The sequence below is a fragment of the Luteimonas galliterrae genome (assembly GCF_023374055.1).
Taxonomy (GTDB): domain Bacteria; phylum Pseudomonadota; class Gammaproteobacteria; order Xanthomonadales; family Xanthomonadaceae; genus Luteimonas_C; species Luteimonas_C galliterrae.
The window spans coordinates 1821607-1842245 of the sequence record NZ_JAMBEP010000001.1 but is presented as its reverse complement, the minus strand read 5'-3'; the positions used below and the strand labels follow the sequence as shown (position 1 = coordinate 1842245).

Annotated in this window: 25 protein-coding genes and 1 tRNA gene; 20 read left to right on the top strand and 6 right to left on the bottom strand. The window is 66.6% G+C overall.

Going from position 1 to position 20639, the window contains the following annotated elements:
• Positions 1–104: 104 nt before the first annotated feature.
• Entirely contained in the window at positions 105–593 is a 489-nt protein-coding gene (locus M2650_RS08505) for an Mpo1 family 2-hydroxy fatty acid dioxygenase (protein WP_249473256.1), read from the bottom strand.
• A gap of 182 nt (positions 594–775) precedes the next feature.
• A complete protein-coding gene (locus M2650_RS08500; RefSeq protein ID WP_249473255.1) occupies positions 776–1672 on the bottom strand; it encodes a phosphoribosylaminoimidazolesuccinocarboxamide synthase in 897 nt (298 codons plus the stop codon).
• Positions 1673–1732: 60 nt separating this feature from the next.
• Between M2650_RS08500 and M2650_RS08495 the strand changes: the two genes are divergently transcribed.
• From M2650_RS08495 to M2650_RS08445, 11 genes are all read left to right on the top strand, one after another.
• On the top strand, positions 1733–2059 hold the full coding sequence (locus M2650_RS08495; RefSeq protein ID WP_249473254.1) for a J domain-containing protein: 327 nt from the start codon (positions 1733–1735) through the stop codon (positions 2057–2059).
• Positions 2060–2114: 55 nt separating this feature from the next.
• Positions 2115–2786, top strand: a complete 672-nt coding sequence (gene rpe, locus M2650_RS08490; protein WP_249473253.1) for a ribulose-phosphate 3-epimerase — start codon at positions 2115–2117, stop codon at positions 2784–2786.
• Between the two features lie 191 nt (positions 2787–2977).
• Complete coding sequence (yegS, locus tag M2650_RS08485) at positions 2978–3928, top strand: lipid kinase YegS (RefSeq protein ID WP_249473252.1); 951 nt, start codon at positions 2978–2980, stop codon at positions 3926–3928.
• 203 nt (positions 3929–4131) lie between these two features.
• Entirely contained in the window at positions 4132–5607 is a 1476-nt protein-coding gene (gene trpE / locus M2650_RS08480) for an anthranilate synthase component I (RefSeq protein WP_249473251.1), read from the top strand.
• Between the two features lie 2 nt (positions 5608–5609).
• Entirely contained in the window at positions 5610–5792 is a 183-nt protein-coding gene (locus tag M2650_RS08475) for a hypothetical protein (protein WP_249473250.1), read from the top strand.
• 4 nt (positions 5793–5796) lie between these two features.
• Positions 5797–6375, top strand: a complete 579-nt coding sequence (locus tag M2650_RS08470; RefSeq protein ID WP_249473249.1) for an anthranilate synthase component II — start codon at positions 5797–5799, stop codon at positions 6373–6375.
• A gap of 3 nt (positions 6376–6378) precedes the next feature.
• Complete coding sequence (locus M2650_RS08465) at positions 6379–6732, top strand: hypothetical protein (RefSeq protein ID WP_249473248.1); 354 nt, start codon at positions 6379–6381, stop codon at positions 6730–6732.
• Between the two features lie 20 nt (positions 6733–6752).
• The gene (gene trpD / locus M2650_RS08460; protein ID WP_249473247.1) at positions 6753–7784 is read left to right on the top strand and encodes an anthranilate phosphoribosyltransferase; all 1032 of its coding nucleotides are present in this window, start codon (positions 6753–6755) and stop codon (positions 7782–7784) included.
• A gap of 168 nt (positions 7785–7952) precedes the next feature.
• Complete coding sequence (locus M2650_RS08455; protein ID WP_249473246.1) at positions 7953–8342, top strand: antibiotic biosynthesis monooxygenase family protein; 390 nt, start codon at positions 7953–7955, stop codon at positions 8340–8342.
• Between the two features lie 2 nt (positions 8343–8344).
• Positions 8345–9148: an indole-3-glycerol phosphate synthase TrpC gene (gene trpC, locus M2650_RS08450; RefSeq protein ID WP_249474319.1), complete on the top strand. Its 804-nt coding sequence runs from the start codon at positions 8345–8347 to the stop codon at positions 9146–9148.
• Positions 9145–9876, top strand: a complete 732-nt coding sequence (locus M2650_RS08445; RefSeq protein ID WP_249473245.1) for a haloacid dehalogenase-like hydrolase — start codon at positions 9145–9147, stop codon at positions 9874–9876. Before trpC ends, M2650_RS08445 begins: the two co-directional genes overlap by 4 nt.
• A gap of 146 nt (positions 9877–10022) precedes the next feature.
• On the opposite strand, the gene M2650_RS08440 is transcribed toward M2650_RS08445, so the two are convergent.
• Both M2650_RS08440 and crp read right to left on the bottom strand, forming a co-directional pair.
• On the bottom strand, positions 10023–10493 hold the full coding sequence (locus M2650_RS08440) for a GNAT family N-acetyltransferase (RefSeq protein ID WP_249473244.1): 471 nt from the start codon (positions 10491–10493) through the stop codon (positions 10023–10025).
• Between the two features lie 4 nt (positions 10494–10497).
• Complete coding sequence (gene crp, locus M2650_RS08435) at positions 10498–11184, bottom strand: cAMP-activated global transcriptional regulator CRP (RefSeq protein ID WP_249473243.1); 687 nt, start codon at positions 11182–11184, stop codon at positions 10498–10500.
• 142 nt (positions 11185–11326) lie between these two features.
• Here crp and speD point away from each other — a divergent pair, with 142 nt between their 5' ends.
• Positions 11327–12118 carry an adenosylmethionine decarboxylase gene (gene speD, locus M2650_RS08430; RefSeq protein ID WP_249473242.1) on the top strand — a complete coding sequence of 264 codons (792 nt, stop codon included), beginning with the start codon at positions 11327–11329 and terminating at the stop codon, positions 12116–12118.
• 150 nt (positions 12119–12268) lie between these two features.
• Here speD and coq7 read toward each other — a convergent pair whose 3' ends face one another.
• Positions 12269–12913: a 2-polyprenyl-3-methyl-6-methoxy-1,4-benzoquinone monooxygenase gene (gene coq7 / locus M2650_RS08425; RefSeq protein WP_249474317.1), complete on the bottom strand. Its 645-nt coding sequence runs from the start codon at positions 12911–12913 to the stop codon at positions 12269–12271.
• 237 nt (positions 12914–13150) lie between these two features.
• Here coq7 and rplM point away from each other — a divergent pair, with 237 nt between their 5' ends.
• The 6 genes from rplM (at position 13151) to M2650_RS08395 (ending at position 16206) form a co-directional block, all read left to right on the top strand.
• Positions 13151–13579, top strand: coding sequence for a 50S ribosomal protein L13 (gene rplM, locus M2650_RS08420; RefSeq protein WP_249473241.1), 429 nt, complete (start codon positions 13151–13153; stop codon positions 13577–13579).
• 2 nt (positions 13580–13581) lie between these two features.
• Complete coding sequence (gene rpsI, locus M2650_RS08415) at positions 13582–13974, top strand: 30S ribosomal protein S9 (RefSeq protein WP_249473240.1); 393 nt, start codon at positions 13582–13584, stop codon at positions 13972–13974.
• Positions 13975–14019: 45 nt separating this feature from the next.
• Positions 14020–14094, top strand: a tRNA-Gln gene (locus tag M2650_RS08410).
• A gap of 271 nt (positions 14095–14365) precedes the next feature.
• On the top strand, positions 14366–14596 hold the full coding sequence (locus M2650_RS08405; RefSeq protein ID WP_249473239.1) for a hypothetical protein: 231 nt from the start codon (positions 14366–14368) through the stop codon (positions 14594–14596).
• 254 nt (positions 14597–14850) lie between these two features.
• Positions 14851–15588 (top strand): 2OG-Fe dioxygenase family protein, encoded by a 738-nt coding sequence (locus M2650_RS08400; protein WP_249473238.1) that lies wholly within the window; start codon positions 14851–14853, stop codon positions 15586–15588.
• Between the two features lie 66 nt (positions 15589–15654).
• On the top strand, positions 15655–16206 hold the full coding sequence (locus M2650_RS08395; RefSeq protein ID WP_249473237.1) for an ECF-type sigma factor: 552 nt from the start codon (positions 15655–15657) through the stop codon (positions 16204–16206).
• A gap of 98 nt (positions 16207–16304) precedes the next feature.
• On the opposite strand, the gene M2650_RS08390 is transcribed toward M2650_RS08395, so the two are convergent.
• The gene (locus M2650_RS08390) at positions 16305–18476 is read right to left on the bottom strand and encodes a YadA-like family protein (protein WP_249473236.1); all 2172 of its coding nucleotides are present in this window, start codon (positions 18474–18476) and stop codon (positions 16305–16307) included.
• A gap of 378 nt (positions 18477–18854) precedes the next feature.
• Between M2650_RS08390 and M2650_RS08385 the strand changes: the two genes are divergently transcribed.
• Together M2650_RS08385 and M2650_RS08375 are read left to right on the top strand one after the other, a co-directional pair.
• Positions 18855–19487, top strand: a complete 633-nt coding sequence (locus M2650_RS08385; RefSeq protein ID WP_425602513.1) for a DUF6491 family protein — start codon at positions 18855–18857, stop codon at positions 19485–19487.
• A 76-nt stretch (positions 19488–19563) separates the two neighbouring features.
• Positions 19564–20553 (top strand): fumarylacetoacetate hydrolase family protein, encoded by a 990-nt coding sequence (locus tag M2650_RS08375; RefSeq protein ID WP_249473235.1) that lies wholly within the window; start codon positions 19564–19566, stop codon positions 20551–20553.
• Positions 20554–20639 lie beyond the last annotated feature (86 nt).

The following is a 20639-nucleotide window of genomic DNA, read 5'->3' as shown; positions in this document are numbered from 1 at the left end:
TGCGAATTCATTCGCACGCTTTCTGCGATCAAGAGCGTGCGAATGAATTCGCACCTACCGAGCAAAGCAGCGGGGCAAGCTCCGCTCTACAAAGAGCGGATGGGTCAGTATTTCCAGCCGAGCTTGTCGTAGAGCTTGGCCACCACCCACGCCGGTCCGATCAGCAGGAAGGTGATATCGGTCAGGAAGCTGGGCTTGCGCCCTTCGATCTTGTGCCCCACGAACTGGGCGATCCAGGCCACGACGAAGACCACGACCGCGGCGATCAGCAGCGCCTGCGTGCCGTAACTGTTGTGCAGCCAGCGCGTGAACCAGGCCATGGCGACGAACACCGCGAGCATGCCGAACCCCAGCGGACGCGAGGCGCGGTAATAGAACATCCAGGCGGCGAACATCACCAGCGCGGCCCAGAAGCCGGGCCGGAACCAGGTGCCCGGCGAGGGAATGCACCACAGCAAGGCGACGATGGTCCACAGGATCGCCGGCACGGCGAAGACGTGGATCGTTTGGTTGGTCGGATTGCGGTGGTCTTCGGCGTATTTGTCGAACCAGCGGTGGATCGGCGTGGCGTGGTGTTCGGCCTGGGCGTGCATGGCAGGGCTCCGGCTGGTCAGGTGCCAAGCATAACTCCAGCCGGGTTGGAGTGCTGTCGTAAGTCAGGGGCGCGCTGCGTCTTTGTGAGAGCGGCTTCAGCCGCGAGCTCTTTCCCTCCCGCCGCCGCGACCGTGGAGGAAGAGCTCGCGGCTGAAGCCGCTCCTACAAGAAAAGGGAGGCGTCAGTCGACGCTGATGCCGGCCAGCTTCTGCAGCGCCTCGGCGTACTTGGCGCGGGTGCGTGCGATCACCTCGGCCGGCAGCCGCGGCCCGGGCGCTTTCTTGTCCCAGTCCAGCGTTTCCAGGTAATCGCGCACGAACTGCTTGTCGTAGCTGGGCGGGCTGGTGCCGACTTCGTACTCGTCGGCGGGCCAGTAGCGCGAGGAGTCCGGCGTCAGCATCTCGTCCATCACGTACAGGCGGCCGTCGGCGTCGGTGCCGAATTCGAACTTGGTGTCCGCCAGCAGGATGCCGCGCTGCGCGGCGTACTCGGCGGCGAACTGGTACAGCCGCAGCGTGGCGTCGCGCACCTGTTCGGCCAGTTCGGCGCCGACGGCGCGCACCATCGTGTCGAAATCGATGTTCTCGTCGTGGTCGCCGACCGCCGCCTTGGTCGAAGGCGTGAAGATCGGTTGCGGCAACTGCTCGGCCTGGCGCAGACCGTCGGGCAGGGCGATGCCGCTGACCCGGCCGGTGCGCTGATAGTCCTTCCAGCCGCTGCCGATCAGATAGCCCCGCGCGATCGCCTCCACCGGCACCGGCTTGAGTTTCTTGGCGACCACCGAGCGCTGCGCGTACAGCGCCGGGTCGACGCCGTCGGGCAGCACGGATGCGACATCGATGCCGGTGAGGTGGTTGGGCAGCAGGTGCGCGGTCTGGGCGAACCAGAAATTGCTGATCTGGCACAGCATCTCGCCCTTGCCCGGGATCGGATCGGGCAGCACCACATCGAAAGCGCTCAGGCGATCGGTGGCGACCATGAGCAGGGTGTCGTTGCCCACGTCGAACACGTCGCGCACCTTGCCGCGGTGGCGCAGATTGAGGCCGGGGAGCTCGGCAGTGAGCAGAGTCGTCGCCATCGTCTGGGGTCTCGCTACGGGGGCGCCATTGTAGCGATGCCGGCAGGCTAGAATCCGCCTATGCGCTGGTACGGGAAATTACTGGGTTTCGTCGCCGGATGGCTGCTGATGCGGCACCCGGCCGGCGGCTTGATCGGCCTGCTGATCGGCCATGCCCTGGACGTCGATTGGTTCAAGAGCCCGCGCGACAACCCTTATGCCGTGCTCGGCCTGACCAGCGAAGCCAGCGATGCCGAGATCGACCAGGCTTACCGCCGGCTGATTTCGCAATACCACCCGGACCGTACCGGCGGCCTGGCCGAGGAGCTGCGCCGGCAGGCCGAAAAGAAGGCCCGCGACATCAACACGGCCTACGACCGCATCAAAGTCCTGCGCAAGCGGCGATGAGATAATGTGGCCTTCGGGCCGCACCGGCCCGCATTCGCGTCCAGGCCCGGCGACCATGCAACCCACCGTCATCGCACCTTCCATCCTCTCCGCCGATTTCGCCCGATTGGGCGAAGAGGTCGACAACGTGCTCGCCGCCGGCGCCGAGTGGGTGCATTTCGACGTGATGGACAACCATTACGTGCCCAACCTGACCATCGGCCCGCTGGTCTGCGAAGCGCTGCGCAAGCACGGCGTGACCGCGCCGATCGACGTGCACCTGATGGTGCAGCCGGTGGACCGCATCGTCCCCGATTTCGCCAAGGCCGGCGCCAGCGTGATCAGTTTCCATCCCGAAGCCAGCGCGCACGTGCACCGCACCATCCAGCTGATCAAGTCGCTGGGTTGCCAGGCCGGGCTGGTGCTGAATCCGGCGACGCCGGTGGACGTGCTCGATTACGTGCTCGAGGACCTCGACCTGGTGCTGCTGATGTCGGTGAACCCCGGTTTCGGCGGCCAATCCTTCATCCCTTCCGCGCTGGACAAGCTCAAACGCGTGCGCGGCATGATCGACCGCAGCGGCAAGTCCATCCGGTTGGAGATCGATGGCGGCGTGAAACCGGACAACATCGGCGAGATCGCGGCGGCCGGCGCCGATACCTTCGTCGCCGGCTCGGCCATCTTCGGCCAGCGCGACTACGCCGATGTGATCGACCGCATGAAGGGCGCGGTCGCCGCCGCGCGATAGGCGCAGAAAAAGGCCGCTGCTCGCGCAACGGCCTTCGGAAGATTTGGAGGCAATCCCGCCTCCCTCTTTCATCCCTGCTATGGTCTTCCATTCTCCGCGTCCCTCGTGACGGCCGCGTGACAATGCCGCGTTTCACGGCCTCTCGCGGCTGCGCTGCTAGCCTCGCGCTGTTTCCTTCACCCGCAGGCCGCATGTCCGCAATCCGCTGGAGACTGATCCTCAACGGCAAATCCGCCGGCGACGACGCGCTGCGCGATGCGGTGGCCGAAATCCGCGAACGCGGCATCGAAGTGGACGTCCGGGTCACCTGGGAAGGCGGCGATGCGGAGCGCTACGTCGAAGAAGCCATCGCCGACGGCATCGGGACATTGATCGCGGCCGGCGGCGACGGCACGCTGAGCGAAGTCGTCACCGCGCTGGCGCACCGCCACGAAACCGACGCCGCCTTGCCGGCGCTGGGCCTGGTGCCGCTGGGCACGGCCAACGATTTCGCGAGCGCGGCGCTGATTCCGGACGAACCCATGCCGGCGCTGGAGCTCGTGCTTGCGCAAGCGGCGCGGCCGATCGACCTGCTCGAGCTCGAAGCCGATGGCGACATCCACTGGGCCGCCAATCTCGCCAGCGGCGGCTTCGGCACCCAAGTCACGGTGGAGACCGCCGATGGCTTGAAGAAGCTGCTCGGCGGGCTGGCCTATCTGATCACCGGCCTGTCCAAACTCGGCAGGATCGAACCGATCCGCGCCAGCATGGAAGGCCCGCGCTTCGCTTGGCACGGCGAATTCATCGCGCTGGGCATCGGCAACGGACGCCAGGCCGGCGGCGGCCAAGCCTTGTGCCCGGATGCGCGCATCGACGACGGCCTGCTCGACCTCACCATCATCCCCGAGTTGTCGGGCGAGGTCGCCGCGACGCTGACCACTTTGCTCAAGGACGGCAAGCATGCCGCGCTGGACCAGGTGGCGGTGCGCACGCAACTGTCGTGGGTGGAGATCGGCTCGGAGCGGCCGTTCACCTTGAACCTGGATGGCGAACCGGTGGAGTCGACGCGCTTCCGCATCGCCTGCGTGCCGGGTCGGGTGAGGATGCATCTGCCCGCCGATTGCCCGCTGCTGGCACCCCGCTCTTCGCAGGAGCGGCTTTAGCCGCGAGCTTTCCCCCAGATCGCAGCGTCGTGAGGGAAAGAGCTCGCGGCTAAAGCCGCTCCTACGAAAAGCCGCTCGAACCGGCTAAAGTGGCGCCATGATCTTCAGGGCGACCCCGCATTCCGTTTCCGCCGACCTGGGTTGGCGATGGTGGCCTTTGGCTGTCGTCGCCCGCATCCCCTCGTCTTTCAAGGAAACACCGCGTGATCTCGCACGAGCGCTTCCAGCAATACGCCGCTGACGGCCATACCCGCATCCCGGTGGTGCGCGAGGTGCTGTCCGACCTCGATACGCCGCTGTCTGTCTACCTGAAACTGGCCGACGGGCCGCACACCTATCTTTTCGAATCGGTGGAAGGCGGCGAGCGCTTCGGCCGCTATTCGATCATCGGCCTGCCGGCCAGGCGCGTTTACGCCTTCGCCGGGCACACGCTCTACGTCACCGAATACGGCGAACTGGTCGAAGCGCGCGATGTCGCCGACCCGTTCGCCGAAGTCGAACGCCTGCGCGGCGAGCATTCGGTGCCGCGGCTGGAAGGCTTGCCGGGCTTCGCCGGCGGCCTGGTCGGCTGGTTCGGTTTCGAGTGCGTCCAGTACATCGAACCGCGCCTGGCCGGCGGCGACAAGGAAGACGAACTGGGCACGCCCGACATCCTGCTGATGCTGAGCGAGGAAGTCGCGGTGTTCGACAACCTCAAGGGCCGCCTGTACCTGATCGTGCACGCCGATCCGCGCGATCCGCAGGCCTGGGCGCGCGCCAACCGCCGCTTGGACGAGCTCAGCCACCGCCTGCGCCACGCCGGCGCCGGTTATCCGGAGACGCTGGTGCCGGCGGCGCTGGACGAAGCGGATTTCGTTTCCGGCTTCACCCGCGAAGGCTTCATCGCCGCGGTGGAGAAGTCGAAGGAATACATCCGCGCCGGCGACATCTTCCAAGTGGTGCTGTCGCAACGGCTCAGCGTGCCGTTCAATGCGCGGCCGGTGGACGTGTATCGCGCGTTGCGGGCCTTGAACCCGTCGCCGTACATGTATTTCCTCGACGTCGGCGGCACCCAGGTGGTGGGTTCGTCGCCGGAGATCCTGGTGCGGCAGCAGGGCGGCGAAATCACGGTGCGGCCGATCGCCGGCACCCGTCCACGCGGAAAAACGGCGGAAGAGGACAACGCACTCGAAGCCGAACTGCTGGCCGATCCGAAAGAACGCGCAGAACACCTGATGCTGATCGACCTGGGCCGCAACGACGTCGGCCGCGTCGCCGAGCCGGGCACGGTGCAGGTGGGCGAACAGTTCATGATCGAACGCTACAGCCACGTGATGCACATCGTCAGCGAAGTCACCGGCCGGTTGAAGGCAGGATTGAGCTACGCCGACGTGCTGCGCGCCACGTTCCCGGCCGGCACCGTCAGCGGTGCGCCCAAGATCCGCGCGCTGGAAGTGATCCGCGAGCTGGAACCGATCAAGCGCAACGTCTACTCAGGCGCCGTCGGCTACATCGGCTGGCACGGCGACGCCGATACCGCCATCGCCATCCGCACCGCCGTCATCCAGGACGGACGCCTGCACGTGCAGGCCGGCGCAGGCATCGTCTACGACTCCGATCCGCAGAAGGAGTGGGAGGAGACGATGAACAAGGGGCGGGCGTTGTTCCGGGCGGTGGCCGAAGCCGCGAAAGGACTCTGACGATGGGCGAGTTGCTGGGATTGCTGGCCGAAGCGGCGGTCAACCTGGTCGTCTGGGACGATCGCTTGCGTCACGAGTTGCGCGAGCGGCATCCGTGGATGTTCGCGATAGCAGGCGTAGCCCTATGGACCGCACTCGGGCTGCTGGCGGTATTCCTTTTCGTCGCGCTCAATGCCGGGGACTGATGCGATGCTGCTGATGATCGACAACTACGACAGCTTCACCTACAACCTAGTGCAGTACCTGCAGGCTTTGGGGGCGGAGGTGAAAGTGGTCCGCAACGACGAGCTGTCGGCGGCGCAGATCGGTGCGCTGTCGCCCGACAAGATCGTGATTTCGCCCGGACCCTGCACGCCGAACGAGGCCGGCGTTTCGTTGGACGTGATCCGCGAACTCGGCGCGCGCGTGCCCGTGCTGGGCGTGTGCCTGGGGCACCAGGCGCTGGGGCAGGCTTACGGCGGCCAGGTGGTCCGCGCCGGGCGGATCATGCACGGCAAGACGTCGCGCATCCGCCACGAAGGCAAAGGGGTGTTCGCCGGTCTGCCGGACGCTTACGAGGCCACCCGCTACCATTCGCTGGTGGTCGACAAGGATTCGCTCCCGGGGTGCCTTGAAGTGACCGCGTGGACCGAGAACGAGGACGGCACGATCGAAGAAGTGATGGGCTTGCGCCATCGCGAGCATCCGGTGGAAGGCGTGCAGTTCCATCCGGAGTCGATCCTGACCGAACATGGGCACGCGTTGTTGAAGAACTTTCTGGAGCGCTGAGCTATGGGCCGGATTCCGTTGTTGGTTTGCGCGATTCTGACGATCGCCTACGCTGCGCCGAGCATGGCCGAAACGGTGCCGTCCAGCGCCGCTTGCTCGGCCGATGCCATCAAACAGGCCAAGAAGCTCTTGGTATTCCATCTCGATGGCGAAGATAAGGACGTTTATGTCGGCGACGAGGCCAAGCCCCTGCCTTCGATCGTCAACCCGGCCAGCAGCAAGCAACGCTTCGATGTGCTGGAGGTGCGGGGTTCCTTCTACAAAGGCGAGTACCGCATGCGCTTCGAATATTTCCGCATGAAGGACGGCGAGTGCGTGCTGATGGGCCAGGAAATCCTGGAAATCGCGCGACTTTGACGTCTTCAGCCGGTAACGACATGCCCATCACTCCGCAACAAGCCCTGCAGCGCACCATCGAGCATCGCGAGATCTTCTTCGACGAGATGGTCGACCTGATGCGCCAGATCATGCGCGGCGAAGTGTCGCCGGCGATGACCGCGGCCATCCTGACCGGTTTGCGCGTCAAGAAGGAAACGGTCGACGAGATCGCCGGCGCGGCCACGGTGTTGCGCGAGTTCGCGTTGCCGGTCCCGGTGGCCGATCGCACGCGCCTGATCGATGTCGTGGGCACCGGCGGCGACGGCGCGCATACCTTCAACATCTCCACGGCATCGATCTTCGTCGTCGCCGCGGCGGGCGCGCGGGTGGCCAAGCACGGCAACCGCAGCGTTTCGTCCAAGTCCGGCAGCGCCGACGTGCTCGAGGCTTTGGGCGCGAGCATCGAACTGCAGCCCGAACAGGTCGCCCGATGCATCGACGCCTGCGGCATCGGTTTCATGTTCGCGCCGATCCACCACCCGGCGATGAAGGTGGTGGCGCCAGTGCGCAAGGAAATGGGCGTGCGCACGCTGTTCAACATCCTCGGTCCGCTGACCAATCCGGCCGGGGCGCCGAACATCCTGATGGGCGTCTTCCATCCAGACCTGGTCGGCATCCAGGTGCGCGTGTTGCAGGCGCTGGGTGCGCAACGCGCGGTGGTCGTGTGGGGCCGCGACGGCATGGACGAGATTTCGCTCGGCGCGGCCACCCTGGTAGGCGAACTGCGCGACGGGGTGGTGCGCGAGTACGAGGTGCATCCGGAGGATTTCGGCATCCGGATGGCCGCCAGCCGCAATCTGCGCGTGGCCGATGCGGAGGAATCCAAAAAAATGCTGCTCGGCGCGTTGGGCAACGAGCCGGGGTTGCCGCTGGAGATCGTGGCGCTCAACGCCGGAGCGGCGCTGTACGCCGCGGGGGTGGCCGATTCGATAGCCGATGGCATCGTGCGGGCGCGGGAGGCGATCGCTTCAGGTGCGGCGTTGGCGAAGTTGCGGGAGTTTGTCGGCGTGACGCGCATGCTGGCGGGCTAACCGGCGAGCGTGGCTTTGCCTTTGCTTTAAGCCGTCCTTCCCGCGAAGGCGGGAATCCAGCGGCTTTGGGCCTTCCGGCATACTCCGATCTGTTACAAAATCAACAGCGAAGTCACTGGATTCCCGCCTTCGCGGGAATGACGGCTTTAAAAAAAGCAGAAAGGCAGCATGACCGACGCATTCGCCAAACTCCCGCCGCCGCCGTATTACGCAGTGGTCTTCAGCTCGCAACGCCGCGACGGCGACAACGGTTACGGCGAGACCTCGGATCGCATGGTCGAGCTCGCGCGGCAGCAACCGGGATTCCTCGGCGTGGAGTCCACGCGCGGCGAGGACGGCTTCGGCATCACCGTGGCCTACTGGGAGAGCGAGGAAGCGATCAAAGCCTGGCGCCTGCACGCCGAGCACACCCTGGCGCGCGAGCGCGGCCGGGCGGAGTGGTACCGGCATTTCGAATTGCGCATCGCCAAGGTGGAGCGGGCCTACGGTTGGGACCTGGCGACGGGCTACCGCCGCGCAACGGGCCAAGGCGACTCGGAAGCCAAGGAAACGACGTGAACCTGGGATCGCGCCCCGACGTGCTGCAAAAAATCCTGCAGCGCAAAGCCGAAGAAGTCGCCGAGCGTTCGTCGCGCACGCCGCTGGCCGAACTGCGGGCGCTGGCGGCCGATGCGCCGCCGGTGCGCGGCTTCGCGGCGGCCGTCGAAACCAAGATCGCCGCAGGCCTGCCCGCGGTGATCGCCGAAGTGAAGAAGGCCAGCCCGTCCAAAGGCGTGATCCGCGCCGACTTCGACCCGACCGCGATCGCGCGCAGTTACGAAACAGGCGGCGCGGCCTGCCTGTCGGTGCTGACCGACGTCGATTTCTTCCAGGGCGCCGACGACTACCTGCGCCAGGCGCGCGCGGCCTGCGCGCTGCCGGTGCTGCGCAAGGACTTCACTATCGACCCCTGGCAGGTGTACGAATCGCGCGCGCTGGGCGCCGACTGCATCCTGCTGATCGTCGCCGCGCTGGACGACGCGCGCCTGGCCGAACTGTCCGAGCTCGCGCTGGGCCTGGATTTGGACGTGCTGGTGGAAGTGCACGACATGAACGAGCTCGAGCGCGCGTTGCAGGTGCCGGCGCCGCTGCTGGGCATCAACAACCGCAACCTGCGCACGTTCGACGTCAGCCTGGACACCACGCTGGCGCTGAAGCAAGCCGTGCCGCGCGACCGCCGCCTGGTCACCGAAAGCGGCATCGCGACCGGGGACGATGTGCGCAGGATGCGCGCGGCCGGCGTCGACGCCTTCCTGGTCGGCGAAACCTTCATGCGCGAGCGCGATCCGGGCGAGGCGCTGCAGCGGTTATTCTTCCGCGCATGAGCGCTTTCGCCGAGACCGCGGTCCCGTACCGGCCGCTGGTGGTATTCGATTTCGACCACACGCTGTACGACGGGGATTCCGGCAGCCACATGGTCGCCTGGCTGATCCGCCGCCATCCGCTGCGCAAGCTGGCGGCGCTGCTGGCCGCGCCGCTGCTGCTGCCGATGGTGGCTTGGCTGCCGACGCGCCGGCGCGGCGTCTCCGGGTTCCTGTGGATCGGCACGTTCGGCCTGCACCGGCGGCGCGATTTCGATGCCTTGATCGACGATTACGTGCAGGCCAACGCGAAGAAGATACGGGCCCGCCTGCTGCCGGTCGCGCTGGAAGTGCTGCACCACCACCGCGTCGACGGCGACCGCGTGGTCATCGCGACCGGCGCGCCGCCGGAGCTGGCGCGCGCCATCCTCGACTTCGTGGCGCACGAGGATCTGCCGGTGATCGGCAGCCTGGGCAAGCCTTTTCTCGGCGGCCTGATCACGGCGCAACACTGCCACGCGCAGAACAAGGTGCGGATGATCTGGGACGCCGGCTACGACCAGGTCGCGGTCGCCTACAGCGACAGCAGCGCCGACCTGCCGCTATTGCGGATCGCCAAGCATCCGGTGGTGGTCAATCCCAAGCCCGGCAGGGTCGACCTGTTCCGGCGCGTGCTGCCGCCGGGTACGCCTATCCTCAACTGGGGCTGCCGCGAGCGCGCGGGCGAGCCGGTGGTGGCAGCGAAAGCCTGACTTCGTGGGAGCGGCTTCAGCCGCGAGCTTTTCCTTGTCCCGACAGCACGGCGAGTGACCCGTCAGTGTGCTGGCCCACTGCAAGCAGATCCCTCGCTTCGCTCGGGATGGCAGCGTGGCTGGGCCAAGGCCGCCCGGCGCAAGTATCAGGCCGCGCCGAGGCGCTTGATGAAGCGCAGCGTGCCGTCGCTGTAGCCGTTGTCCTTGTAGAACTTGTGCGCGTCGGTGCGCTGCGAGCCGCTGGTGAGTTCCAGCCGGGCGGCGCCGCCGACACGGGCGCGGCGTTCGGCCTCGCGCAGCAGTTGCCGGCCGAGGCCCTGGCCCTGCGCCGAGGAAGTCACCACCAATGCGGTGATGCGGCAGGTGGTGGTGTCCAGCGGCAGGTAGTACATGAAATCCAGCGCGACCAGCCCGCAGACCACGCCGCCGCAACGTGCGACCACCAGCGCCTGGCGGTCGTTCTCGGTGATCGCGGCGATGCGCTGGGCGGCATCGGCCGCATCGCAGGGATAGCCCAGTTCGGAAAGCAGGGCGGCCACGTCGTCGGCATCCATCAACGACGCGCTGCGGAGGTCGGCCTCCGGCAGGCGCCCGCGCGGAGCGAAATGCTCCGCCATGGGCCTATCGCGTCCCGTAGAGCACGACGGTCTTGCCGCGGGCGTGCAGCTTGCCGTCGATCTGCAGCTTCTTCAGCACGCGGCCGGCCATTTCGCGCGAGCAGCCGACCAGCCGCGCCAGCTCCTGCCGCGACACGCGCAGCTGGGTGCCTTGCGGATGGCTCATGGCCTCGGGCTCTTTGGCCAGGTCGTGCAGGGTGCGGATGATGCGGTCGCTGACGTCCAGGAAGGCCAGGCGCCCAGCCTTGCGGCTGGTGTCCAGCAGGCGCCGCGACAGCTGCTTGCCGATCGCGAACATCAGCTTGGCCGCATCCTGAGCCAGCGGCCCCACGATCAGCTGATAGAGGCGCTCGTAGCTGATCTCGGCCAGCTCGCACTGGGTGCGGGTGCGCAGCATCACCTCGCGCTGGTCGGTTTCGATGAACAGGCCCATTTCGCCGACGAACTCGCCGGTGCCGAAATAGCCCAGCACCAGCTCGCGGTCGTCGTCCTCGGTGATGATGCTCACCGAGCCGTTGACCACGTAATACATGGTGCCGGCGGGATCGCCCGGGCGGAACACCTCCGTGCGCGACGGATAGCGGCGCAGGTGGCAGTGGGCGAGGAAGCGCTCAAGGGAGGCGGCATCCAGCTGCAAGGGGCTGGCGGCTTGCCGCAGCGTGGGGAACGACAGTGCGGGGGACTGGTTCATGGCTCGGACAGGTCGGTGAAGCCCGAAGCTTAGGGCCTGAACCAGCGCGCCGCAAACTTTGTGCCACGGACGATATCGCCGACACGCGGTTTGCCGCATAATCGCGCCCTTCTTCGCCAGCCCTGATCGGGGGACGACCGCCGTGGTCAAGCCACTGCCGCGCCTGAAGCTGCAAGGCTTCAACAACCTCACCAAAGCGCTCTCGTTCAACATTTACGACGTGTGCTACGCCGTGTCCGAGGAGGAGCGCCAGCGCTACATCGAGTACATCGACGAGGAATACAACGCCGACCGGCTCACCCAGATCCTGACGGACGTGGCCGACATCATCGGCGCCAACATCCTCAACATCGCGCGCCAGGATTACGACCCGCAGGGCGCCTCGGTGACGATCCTGATCAGCGAGCAGCCGGTGATCGAGAAATCGGCCGCCAAGGGCGTGATCTCCGACGCGGTGGTCGCGCACCTGGACAAGAGCCACATCACGGTCCACACCTATCCGGAAACACATCCGCAGCACGGCATCGCCACCTTCCGCGCCGACATCGATGTGGCCACCTGCGGCGTGATCTCGCCGCTGAAGGCCCTGAACTACCTGATCGAGAGCCTGGAATCGGACATCGTGGTGATGGACTACCGGGTGCGCGGCTTCACCCGCGACATCAAGGGCAAGAAGCACTACATCGACCACAAGATCAATTCGATCCAGGATTTCCTGGCCAAGAACGTCAAGTCGCGCTACGAGATGCTGGACGTGAACGTCTACCAGGAAAACATCTTCCACACCAAGATGCACCTGAAGGACTTCGACCTGGACCAGTACCTGTTCGAGGAAAAGGCCAAGAACCTCTCGTTCAAGGACCGGATGAAGATCGAGACGCTGCTCAAGCGCGAGATCGAAGAGCTGTTCCACGGCCGCAATCTGGTCGAGTAGGCCACTGTTGCTGTTTCCCCCTTTGAAAAAGGGGGATTAAAGGGGGATTTGCTTTTTTGCCTTTCTAAGAGGAAAAGGCAAGATCAAGAGCAAATCCCCCATCGGCCTGCGGCCGATCCGCCCCCTTTTTCAAAGGGGGCAACATCAAGATCACAAGCGGTACGCCACCGCTTTCATCAGCTTCGATGCCGCCGCCATGATCGCCGGCACCGGCTGCGGCAGGATGCGCGCGCCGGCCTGTTCGGCGTGGTCGGCATGGCGGGCCTCGTCGGCCTTCATCGTGCGCAGGATGTCGCGGCTGCGCAGATCGGCCGGCGGCAGGGTCCGCAGATGCTCGTCCAGATGGGCTTCCACTTGGCGCTCTGTCTCGACCACGAAACCCAGGTTCCAGCCGTCGCCGCGCAGGCCGGCCAGGGCGCCGATGGCGTAGCTGCCGGCGTACCAGAGCGGATTGAACAGGCTGGGGCGGCTATCCAGCTCGCGCAGCCGGTCCGCGCACCAGGCGAGATGGTCGGTTTCCTCCTGCGCCGCCTCGAGCAGGTGTTCGCGCGTCGCAGGGTCGCGTGCGACTGCGGCCTGGCCACTGTAGAGGGCCTGGGCGCAGATTTCGCCGACATGGTTGATCCGCATCAGGCCGGCGGCGTGGCGGCGTTCGGACTCGTCCAGTTCGACATCCGCCGTGTCCGCGGCCGGATTGCGGCGAGCGGCGGGCGGATCGCCGAAAACGGTTTCCAGGGCGCGCTGGGACTCGCTGAGGAAGAGGTCTAGGGGGGTCTGCAGGCGGTTCACGGGGATATGTTCCCGCTAATAGCCGTCCAACGGTAGCCCGGGTAAGGCCAAAGGCCGCACCCGGGACCCGACGCCGCCCCGGGTGCGGCCTTTGGCCTTACCCGGGCTACGGTTTGGTTGCGGCGGACAGGCCAGGCCGGTATCATTTCCGCTCTTGCGTTCCCGCAATTCACAACGCGAGGCAAAATTCCGCCAGATCCCTGACGGAATCAGCCCGACCAAACACCGAGAACAGAGTTCGTCATGAAGACATTCACCGCCAAGTCCGAGACCGTCCAGCGCGACTGGTACCTCGTCGACGCTACCGGCAAGACCCTGGGCCGCTTGAGTTCCGAGCTCGCCCGCCGCCTGCGCGGCAAGCACAAGCCCGTTTACACCCCGCACGTCGACACCGGCGATTACATCGTCGTGATCAACGCGGAAAAGATCCATGTCACCGGCAACAAGCTGGCCGACAAGCTGTATCACCGGTTCACCGGTTATATCGGCAACCTGAAGACCGAGACGCTGGCCCAGGCGCTGGATCGCCATCCCGAGCGCGTCATCGAGATCGCCGTGAAAGGCATGCTGCCGAAGAATCCGCTCGGCCGCGCCATGTATCGCAAGCTCAAGGTCTACAAAGGCTCCGAGCACCCGCACACCGCCCAGCAGCCGCAAGTCTTGGATATCTGATCATGGCAATCACCCAAAATTACGGCACTGGCCGCCGCAAGTCCTCCACCGCCCGCGTGTTCCTGCGCAAGGGCAGCGGCAACATCACCGTCAACGACCGTCCGCTGGACGAGTTCTTCGGCCGCGAAACCGCGCGCATGATCGTGCGCCAGCCGCTCGAACTCACCCAGATGACCGACAAGTTCGACATCGTCGTCACCGCCATCGGCGGCGGCACGACCGGACAAGCCGGCGCGATCCGCCTGGGCATCGCCCGTGCGCTGGTCGAGTACGACGAGTCGCTGAAGTCGCAGCTGCGCAAGGCCGGGTTCATGACCCGCGACGCGCGCGAAGTGGAGCGCAAGAAGGTCGGCCTGCACAAAGCCCGCCGCGCCACCCAGTTCTCCAAGCGTTAATGGTTCTGCGCCGGAACTTCGGTTCCGGCGTTACAATCGCTGCATAGCCCCGTCGCCAAGCGGTAAGGCACCTGACTCTGACTCAGGCATTCGGTGGTTCGAATCCATCCGGGGCTGCCACTCGCAGCCGGTGCATCGGCAAGAAGGAAAGCCCGCCTCGCGCGGGCTTTCTTTTTTCTGCGCAACGCGTCGCGGTCGCTTGCGCGAGGGTGTGTTAGGTTTTTCTCCGCCGCGCATGCAGTGCGGCCACTGCCAGGCGGGGTCGCCTCGCCATCCGATGATTACGCATGGACCAAGCTTCGGCGTCGGGTCCGGCAAGCATCCGCCGGCAGCGCCATCGATGGGACCTTCGAAAACGATCGTCCCCGCCTTTGATTCGGAGGGAATCGGAATGAAAACCAACTTTTGTTTGAGCGCAAGCATCGTCGTCGCAGCCGTGGTGATGACGTTCGGGATCGCCGGCAACGCGTCCGCAGGCGCGGGAACGACGTTCTGCGGCTATCAGGAAAATGGCGGCTCGCAGACCTGGGAAAGGCGTTACGTCGGCAATAGGCAATGCCCGGGCAGCGACGTCAACAACGGCGTGGAAGGCAGCCTGGTCTATCGGGAATACATCGCCTAAATCGCTGAGGTCTTGTGGGAGCGGCTTCAGCCGCGAGCTCTTGCATCTGCATACGGCATTGTGGAAAGAGCTCGCGGCTGAAGCCGCTCCCACAGAAGACGGCATGAAGCGTGGCGAATGGCCTCGAGAGCGTATCCTTCGCTTTCGCCTGTTTACGATAGGGTTTGCCCGCGTCGCGTCATCTCCGTACGATGCCGCGCATCCGCCGCCGCGTACATCGGCGGCGTCGCCTTCGGAGTTGAACCTCGCCGCCCATGGTCGCCGTCTTTTCCGCTCCCTACACGCCCATCGAAGCCGTGTTGCCGGCCTTGCGCGAGCACGGCTATGCCGTGTTGACGCCCGATAGCGTCGCCAAGTTGTGCGGCGAACCCGTTGCGGGGTTGGACGCGTTGAAACCGAGCTGGAACGATCTGGCTCCCGACAACTATCTGCGCGACGGCGGCAGTTATCGCCGCCGTCGACATTCCTGTTTTGTCGTCAATGCCGTCGGCGTGGAGCAGGTGCCGCATCGCGCGCATTGGCAATCGGAGGAATACAACGCGCTGCACGGCGGCATGCGCCGCTGGTTCGAGCCGATCTCCGCGGAAGTCGTCGCGCAACCGACGTGGACGCGCTTGCTGCGCGCGCTGGGCGAGACGTTTTCGGCGATGCGCGACGTGCCGCGATGGTATGTCGAGGCGCACCAATTCCGCATCGACACCAGCGACGGCATCGGCCGCCCCACGCCCGAAGGCGCGCATCGCGACGGCGTGGATTTCGTCGCCGTATTCCTGATCGGGCGCCACGGCATCAAGGGCGGCGAGACGCGCGTGTTCGAAGCGGCCGGCCCCAACGGCCAGCGCTTCACGCTGGCCGAGCCGTGGTCGCTGCTGCTGCTCGACGACGCGCGCGTGATCCACGAATCCACGCCGATCCAGCCGCTGCAGGACGAAGGCCATCGCGACACGCTGGTGCTGACCTACCGCGCCGGCGCTTTCCAGGGCGAAGACTGAGCCGCATGGCGCCGCCGCGGCGCGTCGGCTAGGATTCGGTCGGGACAGAGGCCAGGCCGGGCGGCGATGAGCGACGACTTCACCCAGTTGCTGCACGATTGGCGCGGCGGCGACAACGCTTCGCGCGACCGCCTGCTCGAGCAGGTCTACGACACCTTGCGCGGCATGGCTTCGGCGCGCATGCGCCGCGGCCGCGCCGGCGAGACGCTGCAGCCCACGGCGGTGGTGCACGAAGCGATGCTGCGCCTGTTCGGCAACGAGATCGATTGGCAGGACCGCGCCCATTTCTTCGCGCTGGCGTCGATGAAGATGCGCGCGGTGCTGGTGGACCATGCCCGTGCCCGCGCATCGGCCAAGCGCGGCAGCGATGCGGTGGTATTGACGCTGTCGCATGCCGACCGCGTGGGCGCGGACTCGTCGGAAGTGGAAGTGCTGGCGCTGCACCAGGCGCTGGAACGCCTGGCCGAACGCGACGAACGCGCCGCACGCGGGCTGGAGATGGCATATTTCGGCGGCATGGAGCATGCGGAGATCGCCTGCGCGCTGGGCATCTCGATCCCTACCGTCGAGCGCGACCTGCGCTTCGCGCGCGCCTGGTTGAGCCAGCAGCTGGCCTGAAAGCAGCGCATGAAAAAACGCCGCGCGGCAGGAGCACCGCGCGGCGTGCCGGGGACGCCCCGGGGTGGTGGCGCGTCCGCAACGCTGGAAAGGCGCGATTACCAGCCCACGCCCATGCCCATGCCGACGGTGTCCTCGCCGTTGCCGCTGAAAGCCCCGCCCAGGGTGAAGGTGGCGTGGTCGTTGACCGCGCGCTGGTAGCCCACCGCCAACGCGGCGTGGCCGGCCTGGACGCCGGTGCCCACGGCCAGGCGGTTGCGCTGGCGGATGCCGGCGGCGCTGGCGGTCATCTGGGCCATGGCGGTGCCCATCGCGCCGATCCGGCTGATGCGTTTGTCCTGGTTGGCGAAGCGCTGGTTGACGTCGTTGCGGAAGGCGCCGATCTCGCCGGCGAAGCCGGTGACCTGGGCGATCTGCTGATCGGTGTAGGCGTTGGCTGAGGACAGGGCCTGGGCGTCGCCGGCATCCATCTGGCCTTTGTTGACCGCATCGGTGGCGGCCGCGCCGGCGGCGAGATTGCCGATCACGGTGCCGCCCGCGCCTTCCAGTTGGATGCCGGTTTTGGCTGCATCCTGATAGGCCACGCTCAAGGGATTGCCGCCCTGGCCTTCCGGCCCCTGCGGTCCGGCCGGACCTTGCGGGCCTGCAGGTCCCTGCGGTCCAGCCGGGCCTTGCGGCCCAGGAATGCCGCCTTGTCCCGACAGATCAGTGAGCTTGCTGTCCACCGCCGCAAACGCCGCGCCGACGCTGTCGTAGTTATTGCCCTGGATGGAATAACTCGGCGCGGTGAACACGCCGCCGGCGAAACTCGCGCCACCGCCCAGCGCGGCCGCGAACGGGTGCAATTGCGAGACGTTGACCGCGTCGGTCTCGTCGATGCCGTCCGCCAGATGCACCAGCCGGCGTTGATAGCCCTGGTTGCCGATCGAGACGGTATGGTCTTCGTCGGCGACCGAGGACGCGCCCAGCGCTATCGCATTCATCCCCGTGCTTTGGCTGTCTTCGCCGATGGCGATGCCGTGGAACTGGCTTGCGCTGCTCGACATGCCGATGGCGATGCTGCCGTCGCCGCTGGCCGTGCTCGACGCGCCGATGGCGACGCTGTCGTGGGTGATCGCCTGGCTCTGAAAACCCAGCGCGACGGTGTTGTTTTCCGCAGCGAGGCTGTCCATGCCCAGCGCGACCGCGCCCAGGGAATTCGCGGCGCTGCCGTAGCCGAACGCGGCACTGTTCTCGGCGATGGCCTGGCTGCCGGAGCCGACCGCGGTGCTGCGTTCTGCGGTCGCGTCGCTGCCCTGGCCGATGGCGGTGCTGGCCAAGGCGCTGGCGGTGCTGGCCGCGCCGACGGCCGTGCTGCTGGTGGCCGTCGCTTTGCTCTGGGTACCGAGGGTGGTGCTTAAAGCCCCGCTGGCGATGCTGCCGGCGCCGATCGCAGTAGCGATCTGCCCGGTCGCCTCGCTTTGGAAACCGATTGCGGTGGCGTAGTCGACGCTGGCCACGGCCTGCGCGCCGAAGGCCGCGCTGTTCTGCCCGCTCGCGCTGCTGAAAAAGCCGGTCGCAGTGCTGGACGCGCCCGAGGCCGAACTCAACGCGCCCACCGCGGTCGCGGCGGCGGCGGCGGTGCTGCTGGCGCCGTATGCGCTGGAGAAAGAAGCGTTGGCCGCGCTTGCGTAACCACTGGCCGTGCTGTCGTTCGACAGTGCGCGGGCGCCGGTGCCGAAAGCGCTGGCGCGATCGCCCGTGGCCTGGGTCAGCTCTCCGGGGTCGGACGAACCGTCGCCGTTGGCGTCGTGCCAGCCTCCCAGCGCCGTACTGCCCGCACCGCTGGCCACGCTGTAGCTGCCGGCCGCCGTACTGCCGTCGCCGCTGGCGGTGGCGTGCGCACCGAAAGCCGATGCGTGTTCGCCGGAAGCTTCGCTGATCGCGCCGACCGAAGTGCTTTCGCTACCGGAAGCCTGGCTCGAAATGCCTACGGCGACGGAACGTACGCCGAGGGCCTCCGCGAACCCGCCGACCGCCACGGAGAAATTGCCGAAAGCGTTGCTCTCCGAGCCGAGGGCGACGCTTCGGGTGCCGGCGGCTTGACTGCCGGCGCCGCAGGCCAACGCATTGCTCAGGCCGCTCGCAGTGGCGCCGCCGCCGGCTTCGCCGGCCGTTTCTAAATCGCAAACGTCGCCGGCCCAAGCTGCGGTGGAAGCGGCCAAGGACCCGGCGATGGCCGCGGTCAGCGCGCATCGGCGTCGCCATGCGCGGGAATGGAACGAAATCATGATCGGTCTCCAAGTCGGTGAGTGGGCGCGCAGGCCACGGACGAATCCGTTGGCCGACCGCGCTGAATCACCAACCGGAGAAAGCGAACCGGACCCATCATCCGTCGCGCACGAAGCTTTCCGTCGCGAAAAAAACGGGCGCGGCGATGCGAATCGCCGCGCCCGCCGCCGGTCCGCCCTAGGGCCTCGACCGGACTTGGAGCCATAAGCGCTATCTGCGCCAACCCAAGCAACCGGCAAAAGAAGGCCGCAGCCATCACGCCTTTCGGGACGGGCAGGGCACCGGCGGTCGGACCGCGCAGCCGCGATTCAGCATTCCGCAACGCAGACCGGCGCAAGCTTCGACCGATACGACTCAGCCACCATCGGAGGTGAGCCATGAAACGCGGCATCCGTTTGCCGGCACTGCTGTGCATCGCCGTGGTCGCCGCCGCGTGCGCCGGCACGCCCAAGCTCAGCGACAGCGAGAAGTACGCGCTGTACCGCGACCACGCCGGCGAGCCGGTCAAGAGCTTCCGCTATTTCGGCAACATCAACGGCTGGACGCCGCTGGATGAGCGTTCGCTGGTCGTCTGGACCAAGCCCAGCCAGGCCTATTTGCTCGAATTGACCTCCGCTTGCCGCGATCTGGACTACGCCCCGGCGATCACGCTGACCAACATGATGGGCGAGGTGTCCGCGCGCTTCGACAAGGTGCTGGTACGCGGTGGCGGATCGGTGCCGTCGGTGCCGTGCTGGATCGAGGAGATCCGGCCGGTGGACGTGAAAGCGGTGCGGCAGGCGCAACAGGAGCTGCGCCAGGCCGGAACCGAGCCGCGCACCGCGGGCGGCGAAACGGTCGGCATGCCCAATCCCGCCTCGGCCCATTGCGCCAAGCTCGGCGGTGTGTCGATCGCCAAGACCGCCGCCGACGGCGGCCAGTCGGCCGATTGCAAACTGCCCGACGGCGAGCAGTGCGACGAGTGGACGCTGTTCCGCGAAGGCCGCTGCCCGGCGCCGGCTGCGAAATAGCCGTCCCCGCCGCGCGCCGCGCCCGAAATAGCGCGGTCGAATACAATTCGGCCCTCGCATCCAACGGTTGGGCTTCATGAAACTCGGTTCGCTGAAAGAGGGTGGCCGCGACGGCACGCTGATCGTCGTGTCCCGCGATCTGGCTCGCGCGGTCCGCGCCGCCGGCATCGCGCCGACCCTGCAGCGGGCGCTTGAGGATTGGTCGAACGCGGCGCCGCGCCTGGCCGCATTGTCGGAATCCTTGAACGACGGCAGCGCCGACGGCGTGTTCGACCTGGATATGGCGCAATTGGCCGCGCCGCTGCCGCGCGCCTACGAATTCGTCGACGGCAGCGCTTATCTGCCGCATGTCGAGCGCGTGCGCCGCGCGCGCGGCGCCGAAGTGCCGGAAAGCTTCTACACCGATCCGCTGATGTACCAAGCCACCAGCGCAGGGTTCTACGGGCCGCGCGATCCGGTGAAAGTCGTCGACGAGGCCTATGGCATCGATCTGGAGGCCGAGATCGTGGTCGTCACCGACGACGTGCCGATGGCGGTGACGCCCGAACAGGCCGCCTCGCACATCCAGCTGATCGGCTTGGTCAACGACGTCTCGCTGCGCAACCTGATCCCGCCGGAGTTGGCCAAGGGCTTCGGCTTCCTGCAATCCAAGCCGCGCTCGGCCCTGTCGCCGGTATTCGTCACCCCCGACGAACTGGGCGATGCCTGGCGCGGCAACAAACTGCACCTGCCGCTGCTCACCCACATCAACGGCGAATGGTTCGGCGCGCCGGAAGCGGGCGTGGACATGCAGTTCGATTTCGCGCAATTGGTCGCGCATGCGGCCAAGACGCGGCCGCTGTCGGCCGGCGCGATCGTCGGCTCGGGCACCATCGCCAACCAGGACACCGCCAAGGGCGCATCCTGCTTCGCCGAGAAGCGCACGGTGGAAACATTGGAAACCGGCAAGCCGGTGACGCCGTTCATGAGCTTCGGCGATACGGTCCGCATCGAAATGCTGGACCGTGACGGCCGTTCCATTTTCGGAGCGATCGAACAACGTATCGAGCGCCAGGCGCCGCCCTGAACGCCGGACGCCGGCTGCGGTGCGACCGGCGGTCTTTGCGGCGAAGGTAGGCCCGGCTATGGTGCACGGGCCGTTGCGGTTACGGC